This window comes from Mesorhizobium sp. ES1-6, from assembly GCF_020164775.1.
In the GTDB taxonomy this organism is placed as follows: domain Bacteria; phylum Pseudomonadota; class Alphaproteobacteria; order Rhizobiales; family Rhizobiaceae; genus Mesorhizobium.
The window spans coordinates 194,506-214,031 of record NZ_JAIUGU010000008.1; the positions used below are offsets into that span (position 1 = coordinate 194,506).

Annotated in this window: 16 protein-coding genes; 8 read left to right on the top strand and 8 right to left on the bottom strand. The window is 63.9% G+C overall.

Going from position 1 to position 19,526, the window contains the following annotated elements:
• Positions 1–13 precede the first annotated feature (13 nt).
• Positions 14–694, top strand: a complete 681-nt coding sequence (gene tlpA / locus LB564_RS20585) for a thiol:disulfide interchange protein TlpA (RefSeq protein ID WP_140708466.1) — start codon at positions 14–16, stop codon at positions 692–694.
• Between the two features lie 57 nt (positions 695–751).
• Here tlpA and LB564_RS20590 read toward each other — a convergent pair whose 3' ends face one another.
• On the bottom strand, positions 752–3,202 hold the full coding sequence (locus LB564_RS20590; protein ID WP_224540480.1) for an EAL domain-containing protein: 2,451 nt from the start codon (positions 3,200–3,202) through the stop codon (positions 752–754).
• A 494-nt stretch (positions 3,203–3,696) separates the two neighbouring features.
• Here LB564_RS20590 and LB564_RS20595 point away from each other — a divergent pair, with 494 nt between their 5' ends.
• The 4 genes from LB564_RS20595 (at position 3,697) to LB564_RS20610 (ending at position 8,078) form a co-directional block, all read left to right on the top strand.
• On the top strand, positions 3,697–5,049 hold the full coding sequence (locus LB564_RS20595) for an extracellular solute-binding protein (protein ID WP_224540482.1): 1,353 nt from the start codon (positions 3,697–3,699) through the stop codon (positions 5,047–5,049).
• 106 nt (positions 5,050–5,155) lie between these two features.
• Complete coding sequence (locus tag LB564_RS20600) at positions 5,156–6,040, top strand: carbohydrate ABC transporter permease (protein WP_140708472.1); 885 nt, start codon at positions 5,156–5,158, stop codon at positions 6,038–6,040.
• Positions 6,041–6,047: 7 nt separating this feature from the next.
• The gene (locus tag LB564_RS20605) at positions 6,048–6,962 is read left to right on the top strand and encodes an ABC transporter permease subunit (RefSeq protein WP_140708474.1); all 915 of its coding nucleotides are present in this window, start codon (positions 6,048–6,050) and stop codon (positions 6,960–6,962) included.
• Between the two features lie 15 nt (positions 6,963–6,977).
• Positions 6,978–8,078: a sn-glycerol-3-phosphate import ATP-binding protein UgpC gene (locus LB564_RS20610; protein WP_224540484.1), complete on the top strand. Its 1,101-nt coding sequence runs from the start codon at positions 6,978–6,980 to the stop codon at positions 8,076–8,078.
• Between the two features lie 97 nt (positions 8,079–8,175).
• Here LB564_RS20610 and LB564_RS20615 read toward each other — a convergent pair whose 3' ends face one another.
• From LB564_RS20615 to LB564_RS20625, 3 genes are all read right to left on the bottom strand, one after another.
• Complete coding sequence (locus LB564_RS20615; protein WP_224540486.1) at positions 8,176–9,258, bottom strand: ABC transporter ATP-binding protein; 1,083 nt, start codon at positions 9,256–9,258, stop codon at positions 8,176–8,178.
• A complete protein-coding gene (locus LB564_RS20620) occupies positions 9,255–10,835 on the bottom strand; it encodes an ABC transporter permease (protein WP_224540488.1) in 1,581 nt (526 codons plus the stop codon). Before LB564_RS20620 ends, LB564_RS20615 begins: the two co-directional genes overlap by 4 nt.
• A 191-nt stretch (positions 10,836–11,026) precedes the next feature.
• The gene (locus LB564_RS20625; RefSeq protein WP_224540490.1) at positions 11,027–12,034 is read right to left on the bottom strand and encodes an iron ABC transporter substrate-binding protein; all 1,008 of its coding nucleotides are present in this window, start codon (positions 12,032–12,034) and stop codon (positions 11,027–11,029) included.
• A gap of 272 nt (positions 12,035–12,306) precedes the next feature.
• Here LB564_RS20625 and LB564_RS20630 point away from each other — a divergent pair, with 272 nt between their 5' ends.
• The 3 genes from LB564_RS20630 (at position 12,307) to LB564_RS20640 (ending at position 15,620) form a co-directional block, all read left to right on the top strand.
• Positions 12,307–12,843, top strand: coding sequence for a sigma-70 family RNA polymerase sigma factor (locus LB564_RS20630; protein ID WP_224540492.1), 537 nt, complete (start codon positions 12,307–12,309; stop codon positions 12,841–12,843).
• Between the two features lies 1 nt (position 12,844).
• Positions 12,845–13,483: an NrsF family protein gene (locus LB564_RS20635; RefSeq protein WP_224540494.1), complete on the top strand. Its 639-nt coding sequence runs from the start codon at positions 12,845–12,847 to the stop codon at positions 13,481–13,483.
• A gap of 217 nt (positions 13,484–13,700) precedes the next feature.
• Positions 13,701–15,620, top strand: a complete 1,920-nt coding sequence (locus tag LB564_RS20640) for a PAS domain S-box protein (protein WP_224540584.1) — start codon at positions 13,701–13,703, stop codon at positions 15,618–15,620.
• Positions 15,621–15,684: 64 nt separating this feature from the next.
• Here the strand turns inward: LB564_RS20640 and LB564_RS20645 are convergent, their stop codons facing one another.
• From LB564_RS20645 to LB564_RS20660, 4 genes are all read right to left on the bottom strand, one after another.
• Complete coding sequence (locus LB564_RS20645) at positions 15,685–16,563, bottom strand: 3-hydroxybutyryl-CoA dehydrogenase (protein ID WP_140708488.1); 879 nt, start codon at positions 16,561–16,563, stop codon at positions 15,685–15,687.
• A 213-nt stretch (positions 16,564–16,776) separates the two neighbouring features.
• The gene (locus tag LB564_RS20650; protein ID WP_224540496.1) at positions 16,777–17,706 is read right to left on the bottom strand and encodes an electron transfer flavoprotein subunit alpha/FixB family protein; all 930 of its coding nucleotides are present in this window, start codon (positions 17,704–17,706) and stop codon (positions 16,777–16,779) included.
• Between the two features lie 23 nt (positions 17,707–17,729).
• The gene (locus LB564_RS20655) at positions 17,730–18,479 is read right to left on the bottom strand and encodes an electron transfer flavoprotein subunit beta/FixA family protein (protein WP_140708491.1); all 750 of its coding nucleotides are present in this window, start codon (positions 18,477–18,479) and stop codon (positions 17,730–17,732) included.
• 234 nt (positions 18,480–18,713) lie between these two features.
• A complete protein-coding gene (locus tag LB564_RS20660) occupies positions 18,714–19,514 on the bottom strand; it encodes a rhomboid family intramembrane serine protease (RefSeq protein ID WP_224540498.1) in 801 nt (266 codons plus the stop codon).
• Positions 19,515–19,526: the final 12 nt, after the last annotated feature.

Consider the following 19,526-nt stretch of genomic DNA (forward strand, 5'->3'; position numbering starts at 1 on the left):
CAGTTTTGAGAAAATGGCAGACGGAAACAGATTTTTCCCGGCCCCGCGCCTGATCCTCGCCGCTTTGGTGGCGGGAGCGCTGGCCGGCGCGGTCGCGGTATATGTCAGCGAGAGCCGGTCTGGCAACAACGCACCGGCCCAGGCGGCCGCCGGCGAGAGCAAGGACGATGTCGCCTGCACCGCCAAGAGCGAGCGCGCCAAGAAGGTCGCGGCCGCGGCCACCGGTGAGGTCGCGGCGCTTTTGCCGGCCGACCCGCCGCAGTCGATGCGAAGCCTTGCCTTCAACGGTCCGGACGGCAAGCCGATGACGATCGCCGATCATGCCGGCAAGACGGTGCTGCTCAATCTCTGGGCGACATGGTGCGCGCCATGCCGTGCCGAAATGCCGGCGCTCGATGCGCTGCAGAAGGAGAAAGGCAGCGACGCCTTTCAGGTCGTCGCCGTCAATGTCGATGCCGGCGACGACGTGAAGCCGAAGAAGTTTCTCGCCGATACCGGTGTGCACACGCTCGGCTACTACCGGGATTCGACGATGACGCTGTTCAACGAGCTCAAGACGCGCGGGCTGGCGCTCGGCCTGCCCGTCACCATGCTCATCGACGGCGAGGGCTGCCTGATCGCCCATATGAACGGCCCGGCCGAATGGTCGGGGCCGGACGCCAAGCGGCTGGTCGAGACGGCGCTCGGATCGTAAACCCAAGCAAAGGCAGGACACGCAAATGCAGGAAAAGCGCGTAGCGCTTTCCCCAGGCTAGGCCGAGCGCACCTTTGGCTTGAGCAGCACGAGACCGCCATCCTGGCGGCCGGCACGCACCGGAGTGGGCTTGCCGTGGCCGGTCAGGTCGTCGAACGCTTCGATCGGCGCAGGCTTGCCGAGGTAGTAGCCCTGGCCGATCTCGCAAGCCTCGGCGTCCAGGAACTTCAACTCGCCAAGCGTCTCGACGCCTTCGGCCAGAACCGGCAGGCCAAGGCCGCGCCCCAGCCCAAGCACCGCGCGCACGATCGCCGCGACCTGGCCGTTCGTGTCGACCGCCTTGATGAAGGAGGCGTCGATCTTGATCTTGTCGAAGGGAAAGGCGCGCAGGTTGGAGAGGGAGGAATAGCCGGTCCCGAAATCATCCATGGCCACGCGCACGCCGAGCGACTTGACCTGCCGCAAGGTTGCCAGCGCACGCGGCATGTCCTTCACCAGCGCGGTCTCCGTGATCTCGAGTTCCAGCCTGGTCGGAGCAAGGCCTGTCTTCATCAAGGTCTCGTGGACCTTGCGGCTGAAATTGGGATTGTGGAGCTGGACCGCGGAGACGTTGACGGCGACCGTCAGCGGGTTTTCCCAGCGCGCGGCTTCCTCGCAGGCCGCTTCGAGCACCCAATCGCCGATCTGGCCGATCGCGCCGCTGTCCTCGGCCACCGGGATGAAGATGGCCGGGGAAACCTCGCCACGCTCAGGATGACGCCAGCGGATCAGGGCCTCGAAGCCAACCATCCTGCCGCTGCTGATCTCCTTCTGTGGCTGGTAGACGAGGTAGAATTCACCGCGCACGACGGCCTGGCGCAATTCATGTTCCATCACGCGCTTGTCGCGGGCCTCGGCGCCCATCGAGGCCTCGAAATAGCGATAGGTGTCCCTGCCTTCGGTCTTGGCCCGGTAGAGTGCCGTATCGGCATGGCTGATCAGGCTCGTCTGGTCTTCGGCATCGAGCGGATAGACCGCGATGCCGATGCTGGCCGAGACCAGACCGCCGCCGACAGCTGCCCGGTTTTCCTCGCGCATGGCGGCAAGCACCGCATTGGCGATGCGGCCCGCCGCCTGCGGGTCCGGGAGGTTGGGGGCGATGATGGCGAATTCGTCGCCGCCCAGGCGTGCAAGCATCTGACCGTGGCGCAAAACACCGGACGCGCAGCTTGCCACCTTCTGCAACATGGCATCGCCCGCGCCGTGGCCGTAGAGGTCGTTCACCTCCTTGAAGCGGTCGAGGTCGAGCAGCAGAAGCGCAAGATGCCGGCCTTTGGCGCCTGCGTCGGCTTTTGCGACCCGGTTCATGGACGCGATTTCCGCGTCGAGACGGCTGGAGAAGGAGCGGCGATTGGCAAGGCCCGTCAGCGGATCGAAATGGGCAAGGCGAAGGATTTCCTCTTCGGCCTTCCTGCGTTCGCGTATGTCGCGCACGGCGATGACGTTGTGCGGCTTGCCGCAATAGTCGATGCTCCTGGCGATCAATTCGACGGGGATTCTGGTCCCATCGCGGCCCCTCAGCTCCACTTCCCGCGGCTGGCCCTCCAGACTGGTCGCGTCGAATGCGGCGCGTTCGTCGAAAAGTTCGCCCAGTTCCATACCGTTCAGCGTCGTTGCCGGCGTGCCGGTCAGCTTGCCCATGCTGTCATTGGCGCTGACGATGCGGCTGCCGTCGCAGACGATCAGGCCTTCCACGGCCGCATTGGCCAGGCCGTGCATGCGGTCGACCTCGAGTTTCTGGCGCCGGAAGCGCAGATCGATCCACAGCGCCGATGCCGACAGCACCAGGATCACCAGCGTGGCGGCCGCGGCCGCGAAAGCCTGCGACATCGGCTCGATCGTGTATTCGGATATGACGATAGAGGAATCGGGAAAGATCGAGACGGCGCCCATGCCGATGAAATGCAAGGTGCAGATCGCCAGTGTCAGCAGTACGGCGCCGGCCGATGTGGCCGACAGGGAAGGGCGGCGCAGAACGACGTGCAGCGCCATTGCCGCAAGCGTCGCACCGGCCAGCAAGGACACGGCGACAAGCAGCAGGTTCCATTCGATCCGGCCCTGGACCTCGAACGCCGCCATGCCGACATAGTGCATGGCTGCGATGCCGCCACCCAGAACGGCGCCGCCGACGAGATGGTAATCGATCTCGTCCCGCAAGGTGGCGATCCACATGCCAGCCGCCGTCAGTGCGACCGAGGCGGCCAGCGAGAGCACGGAAAGCCCCGGATCGTAGGCGCTGGGGATGCCCGGCGTGAAGGCAAGCATGGCGATGAAATGCGTGGCCCAGATTCCGAACCCGGTCGACGTCGCCGATATCATCAGCCAGACCAACCGGTGGCGGTCCGTCGAGCGGCTGATGTGGTGAAGCAGGTTCACAGCAGAAAAACAGGAAATCCCGCAAATAAGCGCGGCGAGTACGACCAGTCTCAAGTCGTGCTGGTTCACGATGCAATTATAGACAGTCAACACCTTATTTCCCCCTAGCCCATAGGAAATAAAAAAGGAAATATGACTGATTAAGGCTTGGCCGTTGAAGGATCGATAAAGCCGCCTGCAACCATAGCGTGCCTTCCTGGGGCAGAATGGCCGCTGGCTTTGAGTGCCGGGAGGGGCTGGCCGCGAGGCGGCGCGTGAGACCCGTGCCGCGGATATATGGCGCAGTCGCGAGGGCCGCCGCGCATCGCCTGCCTGTCGGCGATGGGCATGTGCGTCAGCTGCCGCATCAGCGTTTCATCGTCCTTTAGCCGGCTAACCATGACGACCTTTACGTCCATGACAGCCGCCCTAGCTACCTAAGGCGCCGGCGTGACGTTTTCATGCCGGGGCCACCGCCGAGGGGGAGGAAAGACCAACTGGCAGAAGGCCCGGGAGGCCACAACAGAACTGTCACATACCTTCTCTAAGAGAGCGGGCAAGGACTTGCGCAAGACCCTTGTCAACAGTCATTCAAGAGGGAAGAAACCATGACGATCATCAAGCGGGGCCTCGCTGCCCTTGCCGCAGGCGCGCTCAGCACCGCGCTGGCGATTCCTGCCTTCGCGGAGCCGGTAAAATTCGATTTCTGGTTCGGCCTTTCGGGCGACCTCGCCCGCGTCGTCGACACGCTGTGCAAGAACTTCAACGCCTCGCAGAAGGACTATGAAGTCGTTTGCACCAGCCAGGGCAATTACGACGCCACGCTGCAGAACACCATCGCCGCCTTCCGCGCCGGCAAGCAGCCCGCCGTCGTCCAGGTCTATGACGTCGGCACCGCCACGATGATGCTGTCGGGCGCCTACAAGCCCGCCGACAAGCTGATGGAAGAAAACGGCTACAAGATCGACTACGCCGACTATTTCCCCGGCATTGCCCGTTACTACGCGACCTCGAAGGGCGAGATGCTGTCCTTCCCGTTCAATTCCTCGACCCCGCTGATGTACTGGAACAAGGACGCCTTCGCCAAGATCGGCAAGACCGAGGCGCCGAAGACCTGGGAAGATGTCGGCGCCGACCTCAAGGCGTTGAAGGACGCCGGCTACGAGTGCCCGATGGCGATCAACATCTCCGCCAACGAAAGCTGGCAGATCATGGAGCAGTTCTCGGCCATCCACAACCAGCCGATCGCGACCAAGAACAACGGCTATGACGGCCTCGACGCGCGTCTGGAAGTCAACAAGACCAAATTCGTCCAGTACGTCACCGATCTCAAGAAGTGGTATGATTCCGGCCTGATCAAGATCAAGTCCAAGGATCTCGGCCAGGACATGGTCCAGGCCTTCGCGACCGGCACCTGCCAGGTGATCATGACCTCGGTCGGCGATCACGGCACGGTCGGCAAGACGCAGAAGGAAGGCATGAACTGGGATGTCGCCGAACTTCCGGTCTATGCCGGAACCGAGCGCAAGAACTCGCTCGTCGGTGGCGCTTCCCTGTGGGTGCTCTCGGGCAAGTCGGACGCCGAATACAAGGGCGCGGCCGCGTTCCTCAACTTCATCCACGACCCCAAGACGGCTTTGTTCTGGTCGACCAACACCGGTTACATCCCGGTCACCAAGTCGGGCTTCGAATACCTGAAGTCCCAGGGTTTCTACGACAAGGCTCCCTATAAGGGCCGCGAAACCGCGATCGCCAGCCTGACCGCGTCCGAGCCGACCGAAATCACTCGCGGCGTGCGCCTGGGCAACTTCACCCAGATCCGCGCCGAGTTCGGCACGCAGATGCAGGCGATCTTCGCCAACAAGGTCAGCGTCCAGGAAGGCCTCGACACGCTGGTCAAGAATGGCGACGCCATCCTGGACCGCTTCCAGCAGACCTATCCGGGCAAGACGCTGCCCTGATCGCGAAGCTTATACCGAGGCCGCCCGGCGAGATTCGACGGGCGGCCGTTTCATGTATTAATCTCATCTTGCTCTAGGCTGGCCGTTCCGCGGCCTCGGCGGACCGATGGAAAAACGCGTTACCTTCAGCAGATCGACGATCGGTATCCTGTTCGCGGTGCCGCAGTTGCTCCTGATCTTCACCTTCTTCTACTGGCCGGCCGGCCAGGCGGTGTACTGGTCGCTGACGCTGCAGCAGCCCTGGGGCGGCGGCAACATCTGGGTCGGTCTCGACAATTTCCGCTCGATCCTGTCCAACGCCGACTACTGGAACTCGATCACCGCCAGCCTGATTTTCGCGGCCATCAGCACCGGCCTGGCGATGGTCATCGCTCTGGTGCTAGCCGCCCTGACCGATCGGCAGCTTGCCGGCTCGTGGCTGTATCGCGTGGTGCTTATCTGGCCTTATGGCATCGCCGCTCCGGCGCTGGCGCTGGCGTTTCGTTTCATCCTGGCGCCGGAAGCCGGCTTCATGGCCGTCGTCAACCGGGTCTGGCCCGGCTTCTGGGATCCAGGCCTCGACGGCGCCGACGCCATGGCCTCGATCATCGTTGCCTTCTCCTGGAAATATGTCGGCTACAACTTCATCTTCTTCCTCGCCGCCTTCCAGGCCATCCCGCGCTCATTGATGGAGGCGGCGGCGATGGACGGCTCCGGTGTCCTCAGGCGCTTCTGGGATATCCAGTTCCCGCTGATCACGCCGACGATCTTCTTCCTGCTCGTCATCAACATCACCGAGAGCTTCCAGGACTCCTTCGGCATCGTCGACATCATGACATCAGGCGGACCCGCGAATGCGACCAATCTGATGGTGTATAAGATCTACTCCGACGGGTTCAAAGGCCTCGACTATTCGGGCGCGGCCGCTCAGAGCATCATCCTGATGGTACTCATCGTCGCCCTCACCATCGTCCAGTTCCGCTTCATCGAGCGGCGCGTGCATTACAGGTGAGATTGACATGGTCGAGCGCACCCCGTTCCTCAACTTCTTCACCCATCTGATCCTGTTCGCCGGCTTCGTTTTCTGTGTCGCGCCGTTCGCCATCGTGGCGATCGCCGCGTCGCACAATCTCAAGGACGTCAACGATGTGCCGATGTCGCTGTTGCCGGGCAGTGACTTCTGGGTCAACATCAAGACGGCCTGGGTGACCGCCGATCTCGGTCCCAAGCTGCTCAACAGCTTCATCATGGCGTTCGGCGTCGCGGCGGGCAAAGTGATCATCTCGGCGCTCACCGCCTTCTCGCTCGTGTACTTCCGCTATCCTGGCCGCATGCTGATCTTCTGGCTGATCTTCATCACGCTGATGCTGCCGCTCGAAGTGCGCATCGTGCCGACCTACGCGGTGGTTGCCAACGTGCTCGAGCCCTATCAGACGATTCTGGACCTGACCGGGCTTTCCTGGCTGATCGAGAAAGTATCGGGGGTGCGGGTCTCGATGAGCCTTGGGCTGCTCAATTCCTATAGCGGCCTGATCCTGCCGCTTGTCGCCACCGCCACCGGAACCTTCCTCTATCGCCAGTTCTTCCTGACCGTGCCGGACGAATTGACCGAGGCCGCGCGCATGGACGGTGCTGGCCCGCTGCGGTTCTTCATCGACGTCCTGCTGCCGCTGTCGCGCAACAACATGGCCGCGCTCGGAACCATCATGTTCCTGTGGGCCTGGAATCAATATCTGTGGCCGCTGCTGATCACCACCGACCAGTCGCATGCGATGGCGGTGACCGAGCTCAAGCAACTGATCCCCAACGTCGGTGGCGCCCCGGAATGGCACATTGCCATGGCCGGAACGCTCATCATCATGGTGCCGCCGATGATTGTCGTGGTCTTGATGCAGCGCTGGTTCGTGCGCGGCCTGATCGCCACCGAGAAATAGCAGGGAGACAGAAAAATGGCCTCCATCACAATACGCGGCGTCAAGAAGAACTACGCCAAGACGCAGGTCGTGCATGGCGTCGATCTCGACTTCGCCTCTGGCGAATTCGTCGTCATCCTGGGGCCGTCCGGCTGCGGCAAGTCCACCTTGCTGCGCATGATCGCCGGGCTGGAGGAGATTTCCGACGGCACGATCGCCATCGACGGCACCGTCGTCAACAAGCTCGAGCCGCGCGAGCGCGGCTGCGCCATGGTGTTCCAGAACTACGCGCTCTATCCGCATATGAGCGTGGCGCAGAACATCGGCTATTCACTGAAGGTATCAGGCGTTCCCTCGGCGGAGCGCAACCAGCGCATCCAGGCGGTGGCCCGCACGCTAGAGCTCGAGCATCTGCTCGACCGCAAGCCGATGGCGCTTTCCGGTGGCCAGCGGCAGCGCGTCGCCATGGGCCGCGCCATGATCCGCGAGCCGAAAGTCTTCCTGTTCGACGAGCCGCTTTCCAATCTCGACGCCAAGCTGCGCGTGCAGATGCGCTCGGAGATCCGCAAGCTGCACCGCCGGCTGAACGCCACCTCCGTCTTCGTCACCCACGACCAGGTCGAGGCGATGACGCTCGCCGACCGGCTGGTGGTGATGAATGGCGGACGCGTCGAGCAAGTCGGCACGCCAGGTGAGATCTACACCCGCCCCGCCAGCCGCTTCGTCGCCACCTTCGTCGGCGCGCCGGCGATGAACATCCTTGAAGGCACTGTCGAACTCGACGGGCTGTCGCTGCTCGGCGGCAGCCGGCGCCTGGCGATGGTTCGCGCCGGCCTGCCGGTCGGCACCAAGGTTGCGATGGGCATCAGGCCGGAAGCCGTCCGGCTGGTGGCACCGGGAACGCCGGGCGCGCTCGATGCCTCTGTCGATCTGGTCGAGGAACTGGGCGCGGGGCGGGTGATCTATGTCGACCTCGACGGCGCGCCGTTCTCGGTGATGACCTCGGAGGCCGTGCACCCCGAGCCGGGCAGCACCGTCGGCCTGAAGATCTCGCCAGACGACATGCACTTCTTCTCGTCGGAGACGGGTACCCGTCTCGATGTGTTCAAGGCTTCAATGCCCGAGCCGGCGCTTTGATTTTCTAGCTAGCCTCGTTGAGCAGTGGCCGCTCTACGCGGCCGAATCCGAAAAACGCGTCTCGCCATCGCAGCCCGGGTGCGGCACCGTCAGATCTTCAGGCGAAGACGTGCGCCTTGCCCGACACGGTCAGCCGCACGATTTCGCCGACAGCCGGCGCGTCCATGCCGGATTTGCGCAGGATCAGCGGCGTGCCGCCGATCGCGGCGGCGTCCGGCGGATCGGCATTGTTCAGAAGCCGCACCGCGACCGTGCATGTCGAGCCGGCGAATTCGCATTCCGTCACCTCGCCGAACAACATGTCAGGGGTACCCGACATGCCCTCGCGCGAAGTGCGTTTGAGCCCGATCTGCTCCGGCCGCAGCATGATGCGGGCGATATCGCGGCTGTCGGCCGTGTCGACGGCGATGCGGCCGAGCGGCGAGTTGGCGAAGCCGCCCGAAATGCTCGCCGGCAGGATGATGGCATCGCCGAGGAATTCGGCGATCATCCTGTCCTTTGGCTTGAGATAAAGTTCGCGCGGCGTGCCGACCTGGGAAAATCTTCCATCGCGCATCACCGCCACCTGGCTGGCGAAAGACAATGCCTCGGCCTGGTCGTGAGTCACCAGGATGGTGGTGATGCCGGCCGCCTCCAGAAGTTCGGCCACCGCCTTGCGCATCGAGGCGCGCAGGCCGGTGTCGAGGGCCGAGAACGGTTCGTCGAGCAGCATCAGCCTGGGCTTCATCGCCATGGCACGGGCCAGTGCCACGCGCTGCTGCTGGCCGCCGGACAGTTCGTGCGGACGACGTTTCAGGATCGCCTTGTCCAGGCCCACGATATAGGCGAGTTCGACGATGCGCTCGGCGCGCTTGTCGTCGTTCCGTCCCATGCCGAAGCCGATATTGTCCGAGATCGTCAAATGCGGGAACAGAGCGCCGTCCTGCGCCACCACGCCGATGCCGCGGCGATGCGCAGGGACAGCGGCGCCGCCATTGGCCAGCACCTGCCCGTCAAGCACGATGCGGCCCTGGTCCGGCGCCTCGAAGCCGGCGATCAGCCGCAGCAAGGTCGTCTTGCCGCAGCCGGAAGGTCCAACGATGGCCGTGCGGCTGCCGCTGGCGACGTTCAGGTCAACGCCGGCAAGGGCCGCGACCGGGCCATAATGCTTGTGCAGATTGCCGAATTCCAGAAAGCTCATCGTCCGGCCATCCGCTTCGACTGGACATAGAGCAGCCAGGTCAGGGGCAGCGACATCGCCACCATGATGAAGGCGTAAGGGGCCGCCGAGGCATAATCGATCTCGCCGCTGTAGGACCAGAATGCCATGGCCAGCGTGCGGGTGCCGTTCGGCGCCAGCATCTGGGTCGCGGTCAATTCGTTCATGATGCCGAGCGCCACCAGCGCCATGCCGGCCGCGGCTCCGGGCGCCGACAGGCGGATTGTCGTCGACCACAGCGCGTTGAGCGGATGCCGGCCGAGGCTCGACGCAGCGCGTTCGAGTTCCACCGGCGCCTGGGCGATGGACGCGCGCAGGCTGACCAGGGCACGCGGCAGGAACATCAGCGCATAAGCGACAAGGATGGTGAACAGGGTCTGGTAGAGCGGCAGCGCGATGCGCACGGTGATGGTGACCAGTGCCAGCGCGATGACGACACCCGGCAGCGAGCCGACGATATAGTTGCAGCCCTCGAGCAGGCGCTGCAACGGTCCGGGCGCGCGTATCGAGATCCAGGCCATCGGCATCGCCGCGACGGTGGCAAGCAGCGCACCGGCGAGCGACAGGAACAGCGTCTGGCCTAGCGCCAGGCCGATTTCATCGAAGCGCCAGACGTCGGCGCCGCCGGCGGCGAGCCAGCGTCCGATGGTCACGAACGGAACGCCAAGCGCCAGCACCGTGGTGACGACAAGCAACAGCAGGCTGGGCAGGGTGGCGCGGCCGAGGCTGATCCGCCGCTGGTACCGCGCGGCGCCGGAGCCGACGCGGGCATAACGCTCCTCGCCGCGCACCAGCACTTCGAGGCCGAGAAGAATGAAGCAGCATGTCACCAGCACGCCGGCCAGCATGTTGGCGGCCGGGCCGTTGAAGGTCGACTGGAACTGGTCGACGATCGCGGTCGTGAAGGTGTCGAAGCGGATGAAGACGTAGAGACCGTATTCGGCCAGCAGGTGCAGTCCGACCAGCAACGAGCCGCCGCATATCGCTAACCTGAGCTGCGGCAACACGACACGCCAGAACACGCGCCAGGGTCCGAGACCAAGGGCCGCCGCGGCGTCCTCCAAGGCAGGATCGAGGCGGCGAAGTGCCGCCGAAACCGGCAGATAGAGAAAAGGAAAATAGGCAATGACGGAGACCAGTACGCCGGCCCAGAGGCCGTGCAGCCCCGGCACCAGGGTGATCCAGGCATAGGAATGCACGAAAGCCGGAATGGCGAGCGGCGCCACGCAGAGCCAGGACCAGAACCGGGCACCGGGCAGGTCGCTGCGCTCGGTCAGCCAGGCCAGCGTCACCGACAGGAGGATGGCGATGGGCACGGAAAGCAGCACCAGCAGTCCGGTGTTGACCAGGAGTTCGCCGACGCGCGGCCGGAAGACAAGGGCCGAGACGGTCTCCCAGCCGGTCTGCACCGCGATCCAGATGATGAAGGCGAGCGGCACCAGGGCGAGCAGCGAGACTGACATGGCCGCGATGACAATCCACGGCGCGACCCGACGATGCGCCCGGCGGCGTATTTTCGGCGACAGGTCCGTGCGCGCAAAGTCTACCGCGGACTGCATCACGCGAGACGCCAGGCCGTTGCTGCCGCTGCGGCGGCAATCGAGCGGCCGCGATCGCGGCCGGACAGGGAGCATGTCGTCATCGACAGGTCTCAAAAACAAAACGCTCCCGCGGGATTACCGCGGGAGCACGGTCGGTGTCCTTATTAGGACGAAAGCCAACTAAAGCAAGCCATTAGGACGAAAGCCAACTAAAGCAAGCCGGCTGCGGTCATCAGGTCGGTGACCTTCTTGGAGTTCAGCGTCGCGGCGTCAACCTTCGGCGCCTGCAGATCGGCCAGCGGCACCAGCTTGGGATTGGACTGCGCGTCCTTGCCGACCGCGTATTCGAAGGAGGTTCCGTCCTTCAGCACGTCCTGGCCACCCTTGGCGGTCACCCATTTCAGGAAAGCCTGGGCCTCCTTCTGGTGCTTGCTCGCGGCGAGCACGCCACCGCCGGAGACCGATACGAAGGCGCCCGGATCCTGGTTCTTGAAATAATGCAGCGCCACGTTCTTGGAGTTCTCGCCGGTCTTGGCCTGATCGCCGAAATAGTAATAGTGGTAGATCACGCCGCCCTCGATCTCGCCGGCATTGACCGCCTTCATGACGGTGCTGTTGCCCTTATAGGCGGTGAAGTTCTCCTTCATCGCCTTCAACCAGTCGGCCGTGGCGGCCTCGCCCTTGAGCTGCAGCAGGGCGCTGACGATCGCCTGGAAATCGGCGCCCGAAGGCGAGGCGGCCCAGCGGCCCTTCCAGCTCGGATCGGCAAGGTCGAGCAGCGACTTGGGCAACTGGTCTTCCTTCAACTTGTCCTTGTTGTAGGCAAAGACGGTGCTGCGCGCGGCCACGCCCACCCACTTGCCGCTCGACGGCTGGTAGTCCTGCGGAACCTGGGCCAGCGTCCCGGCATCGACCGGCGCGAACAGGCCCGCGGCCTCGACCAGCGCCATGGCGGGCGAATTCTCGGTCAGGAAGACGTCGGCGGGCGAGGAGCCGCCTTCCGCGACGATCTGGTTGGAGAAGTCGCTGTCGCCGCCATTGCGCAAGGTGACCTTGATGCCGGTTTCCTTGGTGAACCCCTCGGCCCATTCCTTGGCCAGGCTTTCATGCTGGGCGTTATAGACGATAATGCCGGCATCTTCGGCCGTCGCCGGACCGGCGGCGAGGCTGATTGCAAGCGCCGCTACGCTGGCCAGGGCAAGAAAAGGGGATTTCATAAGGGACTCCTCGGGTTGCCCGCACTGCGGGTGCGTCCGAGTAGCAATTCATGAATGGGTTAGTCAAGATTGAAAGGTGCTCGACTCCATCACGGTTTCGCGTGTCGGACGCCGATGGCATCGCCCGATATGGGGACCAGAGGATCCGTCAGGGAATTTCGTGGCCCATCCCGCAAACTTTCGTGATTTGCCCGTAGATTGGCTTGGACATTATTTCGCCGGCCACGTAACAAATCAGTGCCGAGGCGCGAAGATCGGGGGAGTGAACTCTTGTGAGCGGCAAGGACGAGGCCGAGCTTTCCCGGCTGATGCGGGCCGCGATCGCGGGAGATGAAAAGGCCTATGCCGACTTTCTCCACCGGATTGCCGCGCTGATCCGCGGCTTTGTCCGGCGCAAGATCGTGCAGGGCGGAGTCGATCCCGAGGATGTCGTGCAGGAAACCTTGCTGGCCATTCATGTGAAACGACATACCTGGCGCCAGGACGCGCCGGTGTTGCCCTGGGTCTATGCGATTGCCCGTTTCAAGCTGATCGACGCATTCCGGCGGCGCGGACGGCGCATCGAGATCGATGTCGACGACATCGCCGAGACTTTCGCCGAGCCGGAGAGCGAGACGGTCAGCGAGCGCGACGTCAACCGGGCGCTCGACACCTTGCCGCCGGCGCAGCGTTCGGTGGTCTCGGCCATATCGGTCGAGGGCCACTCGATCGGGGAGACGGCGGCCAAGTTCGGCATCAGCGAAACAGCGGTGCGGGTGTCGCTGCACCGCGGGCTTGCCGCGATAGCCAAGCGGTTTGGACGGCAGTGACATGAGAACCGAAGATCTCATCAAGGCACTCGACGCCGATATCAGCAGCAAGGCAATGCCGCTGCGTTCGGCCTGGTGGCTGGCGGCTTGTATGGCCGTTGTGGTCGCGGCCGCGGTCTTCTGGATGACCATCGGTCCGCGCCCCGATTTCATGGCGGCCGTGCATACGATGCGCTTCCTGGCAAAATTCGTTTTCACCATGGAGCTCGCCGCCAGCGCCTTCGCTCTTATACGCGTCCTGTCGACGCCTGGCGCCTCGACGGCGCGGGCCTTGGCCTGGATGGCCGCGGCGCCCCTGCTGGTGGCTGTTGCGGTGGCTCTTGAGCTGTTCATGGTGCCGCAGGCGCTGTGGGGCACGCGCATGGTCGGCTCCAACATGATGATCTGCATGGGGTTCATCCCGCTGATCGGCATCGGCCCGCTGGCCATCTTCCTGTGGATGCTGCGTTATGGCGCGCCGACACGGCCGGTGCTTGCCGGCACGGTCGCCGGGCTGCTTGCCGGCGGGCTGGCGGCGACTTTCTATGCCGCGCACTGCTTCGACGACTCGCCGCTTTTCGTTGCCACCTGGTACACGATCGCCATCGCGGCACTCGCTTTGCTAGGCGCGCTCGGCGGGCGGTTTTTCGTGCGCTGGTAGCGCCAGCCCGGGATCATACGCCGTGCACACCGATCCTTAATCATGCCGGCAATTGTTTGCCGGTTTCCCATATCGCCGGTACCTCGGGCGCAACCTTTCCTTAAAATCGATCCTTCAGGGTTTTGACGGGAAAAAGCGATTGCCCACGGGGGTGGCATAAATCGTGAGATTACGAGCACTCATCAGGCCTCACAGACATGCGGCGCTGTCCTTGGCCGTGGCCGGTCTTGCCGTGGCGGCGGCCTCGGTCATGTTGCCGAAGCTGGACTTTGGCGCACAGGCGCTCGAGCTCTGCCTTCAGGTGTCGTTCGCATTGACGGCCGGCGCGCTCATGCTCGCGGCCCTGTTCATCGCGCGCATCCCCGGCGACCGCCGGCAGGTTGCCGAGAACGAACAGCGGTTCCGCCGGGTCATGGAGGACTCGGCCATCGGCATCGCCATTGTCAGCCTCGACGGGCGTATACTGCAGACAAACCCCGCGTTCGCCACCATGCTCGGCTACAGCCGCGAGGAAATAGAGGCGCTGACCTTCTTCCAGATCACGTATCCCGACGATCTGGAGATCGGACGCGAAACGATGGCCGGCCTGAAGGCCGGCACCGTCGATGCTTTCCATTTCGAGAAGCGTTATCTCAAAAAGGACGGTACACCCGTCTGGGCCCAACTTGCCGGCTCCGTCATTCGCGATGAGAAGAACGGACGCCCGCTCTATCTCGTCTCGCAGATCGAGGATATCGACGCGCGCAAGCAGGCCGAGGCACGCATCGCCGAGGCCGAAACGCGCTGGAACTTCGCGCTGGCCGGCGCCGGTCAGGGTGTCTGGGACCTCGACATACGCAAGGGAGGCACCACCTATTCCTCCACCTGGGTCAAGATGCTCGGTTTTGAGGACGGCGAGCTGGATGGCGACCCCGACCGCTGGCTGACCATGATCCATCCGGACGACCGCGCCGCCGTCGCGGAGGCCGATCGCGCCCATCTCGAGGGCGAGACGGAATTCTTCGAGGCCGAGTTCAGGATGCGCCACAAGGATGGCCGCTGGATCTGGATCCTCGACCGCGGCAAGGCCATCGAGCGTGACTCGGATGGGCAGCTGATCAGAGCGATCGGCAGCTTGACCGACATCACCCGACGCAAGCAGGCCGAAGAACGGCTCACCGTCTCGGCGGCGCTGCTGGCCGACGAGAAGGAGCGGCTGAAGGTGACGCTGCAATCGATCGGCGACGCCGTCATCTGCACCGATGCCGCGAACCGCGTCACCTTCATGAATCCGGTGGCCGAGAAGCTGACCGGCGTTTGTGGCGACGAGGCACTCGGCAAGACGCTCGGTCATGTCTATTGGGCTGTCGACGAGGAGACGGGGCAGCGCATAGGCGTGGCGCGCACATCGATCGGCGCCGGGGTGCCCTCCGACCAGAACAGCCGTGCGGTGCTGATCCGGCGCGACGACACGCGCTGCAGCATCCGCCAGGTGGTGTCGCCGATCGTGAACGAGCGCGGCGAATTCTGCGGCCTGGTCATCGTGTTCCAGGACTTCACCGATGCGCGCGCCCTGCAGCGGCAGCTCGCCCATGCCGCCGCGCATGACGCGCTGACCGGGCTGGCCAATCGTTCGAGCTTCATCCGCATCATGGAGGACCTTGTCGGCCAGGCGCGCAAGGACGGCATGACGGCAGGCGGCGGCCATCAGTTCATGTTCATCGACCTCGACCATTTCAAGCTGGTCAACGACACGGGCGGCCACGCCGCCGGAGATGCCTTGCTGAAGCGGGTCGCCGAGGCCGTGCGCGGCGTACTTGGTCCCGAAGACATCGTCGCGCGTCTGGGCGGCGACGAATTCGCGGTCATCCTGAAATCCGGCTCGACGGCCGGCGCCCGGATCGCGGCACGCTCCATCATCGATGCGATAGCCGGCCTGAACTTCACCTGGGATGGCCGGCCGCACGTGATCGGCGCCAGTATCGGACTGGCGGCGATCAATGCCGATTGCGGCGAAGCCGACGAGATCATCGCAAGGGCCGACACCGCCTGCTATGCGGCCAAGGCCGCCGGCCGCGGATGCGTTTGCGTGGCGCCGGACGGCAGGATCACCGACGACCGGTCAGAACCGCCTGAGCCGCTCGCCGCGGCCTCGTGAGGGGCAATCACGTCAGCACGGTTCATCGGCTGACGGAAACGCCGAACCCTGTGCTGAGACCCCGTCAGCGCGTCGGAACGGGATGCTCGCCGCGATAATCGTAGAAGCCGCGCCCGGTCTTGCGGCCGAGCCAGCCGGCCTCGACATATTTGACCAGCAGCGGACAAGGGCGGTACTTCGAATCCGACAGGCCGTCATGCAGCACCTGCATGATCGACAGGCAGGTGTCGAGGCCGATGAAATCGGCAAGCTGCAGCGGCCCCATCGGATGGTTGGCGCCAAGCCGCATGGCGGTGTCGATCGCATCCACCGAGCCGACCCCCTCATAGAGGGTGTAGATCGCCTCGTTGATCATCGGCAGCAGGATGCGGTTGACGATGAAGGCCGGGAAATCCTCCGAGACCGTGATCGTCTTGTCGAGCTGCTTCACATAGGTCTTGGCGGCTTCGAAGGTCTGATCCTCGGTGGCGATGCCACGTACCAGCTCGACCAGCTTCATCACCGGCACCGGGTTCATGAAATGTATGCCGATGAAACGCTCCGGCCGGTCGGTCTGCGCGGCGAGCCGCGTGATCGAGATCGACGAGGTGTTGGTTGCCAGTATGGCTTCGGGATTGAGCTGCGGACAGAGCTGCGCGTAGATCTTGCGCTTGACGGTCTCGTCCTCGGTCGCCGCCTCGATCACCAGATCGGCGCCTGCCAGATCGGCCATCGTGGGCGCGGAGGCAATGCGTGCCATCGCCTGGTTGCGCAGCTTCTCGTCGAGCTTGCCGGACCCCACCTGACGGGCCATGTTGCCGCTGATGGTGGCAATGCCCTTCTCGATGCGGTCGGGCGATATATCGTAGATCAGGACCTTGTAGCCCGAAAGCGCGGAGACGTGGGCAATGCCGCCGCCCATCTGGCCCGCACCAATGATGCCGATCGTCTCGATCTTGCTCATTACCCGATCCCGTCCGGAGCGTTTTTCGCTGGAAAAGCGAACCGCCCCATCTCTTTTGTTTTCCTGCAATTCCCGGCGCAAAAACCCCTGCGCACTGCTGCTGGAATTGCTTTAAGCCTTTTGTGGCCTGCTTATTGTGCGGTGCAAACTAAAAGGGCGGGGCGACTTCGTCTACCCCACCCCTCGCAATTTAATACAGTTTGCTCGGAAGCGTCAAAGCGCCTTCTGCAACTCCGGCAGGATGACGAAGAGATCGCCGACGAGACCGTAGTCGGCGACCTGGAAGATTGGTGCCTCCTCGTCCTTGTTAATGGCAACGATGACCTTGGAATCCTTCATGCCGGCAAGGTGCTGGATGGCGCCGGAAATGCCGACCGCGATGTAGAGATCGGGAGCGACGACCTTGCCGGTCTGGCCGACCTGCCAGTCGTTCGGCGCATAGCCGGCATCGACGGCGGCGCGCGAGGCGCCGACCGCGGCACCGAGCTTGTCGGCGACCGGCAGGATGACCTCCTGGAACTTTTCGGAAGAGCCAAGTGCACGGCCACCCGAAATGATGATCTTGGCCGAGGTCAGTTCGGGACGATCGGTCTCCGAGAGCTTGTTCTCGACGAAGGTGGACAGGCCAGGATTGGCCGCCACCTGGACGGTCTCGACCGAGGCCGAGCCGCCCTCGGGCGCCGCCTGGAAGGAAGCCGTGCGCACGGTGATCACCTTCTTGGTGTCGGTCGACTGGACGGTCTGGATGGCATTGCCGGCATAGATCGGGCGCTTGAAGGTGTCAGGCGACACCACTTCGATGATCTCGGAGACCTGCGCGACATCGAGCAGAGCCGCGACGCGCGGCGCGACGTTCTTGCCGGCTGATGTCGCCGGGGCGATGATGGTGTCGTAGGCGCCGGCCAGCGAGACGACCAGTGCCGCCGTCGGCTCGGCGAGACGCTCGGCCAGTTCGTCAGCGTCGGCGAGCAGCACCTTGCCGACGCCCTTCAGCTTGGCGGCGGCGTCGGCGGCGGCCTTGGCGCCCTTGCCTGCCACCAGCACATGAACGTCCGAGCCGATCTGCAGCGCCGCCGACAGCGCCTTGGCGGTCTGGTCGGAAAGGGTGGCGTTGTCGTGTTCGGCGATGAGGAGAATTGCCATATGTCTGTTCCTTTCCCGATCGCTTACAAAACGCCGGCTTCGTTCTTCAGCTTGTCGACCAGTTCGGCGACGCTCTTGACCTTGACTCCCGCCTTGCGGCCGCTCGGCTCCTCGGTCTTGATGACCTTCAGGCGCGGCTTGACGTCGGCGCCGTAGTCGGCGGGCGTCTTCTCGTCGAGCGGCTTCTTCTTGGCCTTCATGATGTTGGGCAGCGAGGCATAGCGCGGCTGGTTGAGGCGAAGGTCGGCGGTGACGATCACCGGCATCTTCAGGTCCACCGTCTGCAAGCCGCCGTCGACTTCGCGCGTCACCTTGGCATGGTCACCCTCGAGCACGACCTTGGACGCGAAGGTGCCCTGCGCCCAGCCAAGCAGCGCGGCCAGCATCTGGCCGGTCTGGTTCGAGTCGTCGTCGATCGCCTGCTTGCCGAGGATTACGAGGCCAGGCTGTTCGGCGTCGACGACGCCCTTCAGCACCTTGGCGACGCCCAGCGGCTCGGTCTGTTCATCGGTCTTGACCAGGATGGCCCGGTCGGCGCCCATGGCAAGCGCGGTGCGCAGGGTTTCCTGTGCCTGCTGCGGACCGATCGACACGACGATGATCTCTTCGGCCTTGCCGGCTTCCTTGATCCGGATCGCTTCCTCGACCGCGATCTCGTCGAACGGGTTCATCGCCATCTTGACGTTGGCCAACTCCACCGCCGAACCATCGGCCTTCACGCGCACTTTGACGTTCGCGTCGACAACCCGCTTCACGGGCACAAGGATCTTCATTTGCCTGTCACCTCTTCACGCTAGTTGGGCGCGCTATAGCAGCCTGCGCCCTTGCTGAGTTGTCGAAAGCCGACATTCCTGACTGAATTCCGGCCAGACGGAATTCTGGCAGGATGGAAATTCTGGCCTTTGCCCATCGTGGACCGCTCCTTAACAGCCTCGGGCTCGGACGGAGACGTTTCCGTAGTTGGGGCAACCCTTGACGTCAATACGCAGAAAGCGGCTCAAATCGGTTCAGTTTGGGCCAGAAGGGTTTCCTCGGCCCCAGCGCGTCGTGGTGGCCGACGGTTCGGACGCGGCTGGTTCAGCGGCAACCGGCGGCTGGTCCGGCGTGGGAACCACGGGGTCCTCTTCGGCAGGGGCAAACAGCGGCACGCCGCGGCTGCGTAGGACCAGCACCAGAACCGCGCCGGCGATGATGCCGCCGATATGGCAGGCCCAGGAGATCTGATCCTCGCCGCCGGCCGCGAACATGACGACCTGGAACGCCACCCACAGGATGAGCGGGATGAAGGCCGGAATGCGCAAGGGGATGCGGGCAAAGGCCAGCACCCACACCTTCACCCTGGGATAGAGAATGAGGTAGGCGACGACCACGCCGGCAATGGCGCCTGAGGCGCCGATCAGCGGAACTTGCGAATCCCAGGCGACGAGCCCCTGGAAGGCGGCTCCGGCGACGGCGCACAGAAGATAGAAGATCAGGTAGCGGATATGGCCGAGCGCGTCCTCGACATTGTCGCCGAACACCCAGAGGAACAGCATGTTGCCGCCGAGATGGAAAATATCGGCATGCAGGAACGAGTAGGTTAGGTAGCTCAGGCTCTCGGGGATGATGACAAAGCGAGGGTCGAGTTCGGCCGTGTCGTGAACGACGGAGGGGATGAAGCCGAGGCCGAGCACGGCGGCGTTGGTAAAATTCTCGCCGCCGAGCGCTGTTGCGCAATAGACCACAGCGTTGGCGACGATCAGGCCGATCGTCACATATTGCAGCCTGATGTGGCGCAGCCTGTTGGTGTCGTAAAGCGGGATGAACATCGGTCGCTGGTC

What these genes read in the sequence shown, in the direction of transcription:
- LB564_RS20610 (WP_224540484.1), top strand. Translation starts at nt 6,978, where the DNA reads ATGGCCTCCATCACAATACGCGGCGTCAAGAAGAACTACGCCAAGACG.
- LB564_RS20645 (WP_140708488.1), bottom strand. Translation starts at nt 16,563, where the DNA reads ATGAGCAAGATCGAGACGATCGGCATCATTGGTGCGGGCCAGATGGGC.
- LB564_RS20605 (WP_140708474.1), top strand. Translation starts at nt 6,048, where the DNA reads ATGGTCGAGCGCACCCCGTTCCTCAACTTCTTCACCCATCTGATCCTG.
- LB564_RS20660 (WP_224540498.1), bottom strand. Translation starts at nt 19,514, where the DNA reads ATGTTCATCCCGCTTTACGACACCAACAGGCTGCGCCACATCAGGCTG.
- LB564_RS20615 (WP_224540486.1), bottom strand. Translation starts at nt 9,258, where the DNA reads ATGAGCTTTCTGGAATTCGGCAATCTGCACAAGCATTATGGCCCGGTC.
- LB564_RS20600 (WP_140708472.1), top strand. Translation starts at nt 5,156, where the DNA reads ATGGAAAAACGCGTTACCTTCAGCAGATCGACGATCGGTATCCTGTTC.
- LB564_RS20655 (WP_140708491.1), bottom strand. Translation starts at nt 18,479, where the DNA reads ATGAAGATCCTTGTGCCCGTGAAGCGGGTTGTCGACGCGAACGTCAAA.
- LB564_RS20620 (WP_224540488.1), bottom strand. Translation starts at nt 10,835, where the DNA reads ATGCAGTCCGCGGTAGACTTTGCGCGCACGGACCTGTCGCCGAAAATA.
- LB564_RS20650 (WP_224540496.1), bottom strand. Translation starts at nt 17,706, where the DNA reads ATGGCAATTCTCCTCATCGCCGAACACGACAACGCCACCCTTTCCGAC.
- LB564_RS20635 (WP_224540494.1), top strand. Translation starts at nt 12,845, where the DNA reads ATGAGAACCGAAGATCTCATCAAGGCACTCGACGCCGATATCAGCAGC.
- LB564_RS20625 (WP_224540490.1), bottom strand. Translation starts at nt 12,034, where the DNA reads ATGAAATCCCCTTTTCTTGCCCTGGCCAGCGTAGCGGCGCTTGCAATC.
- tlpA (WP_140708466.1), top strand. Translation starts at nt 14, where the DNA reads ATGGCAGACGGAAACAGATTTTTCCCGGCCCCGCGCCTGATCCTCGCC.
- LB564_RS20595 (WP_224540482.1), top strand. Translation starts at nt 3,697, where the DNA reads ATGACGATCATCAAGCGGGGCCTCGCTGCCCTTGCCGCAGGCGCGCTC.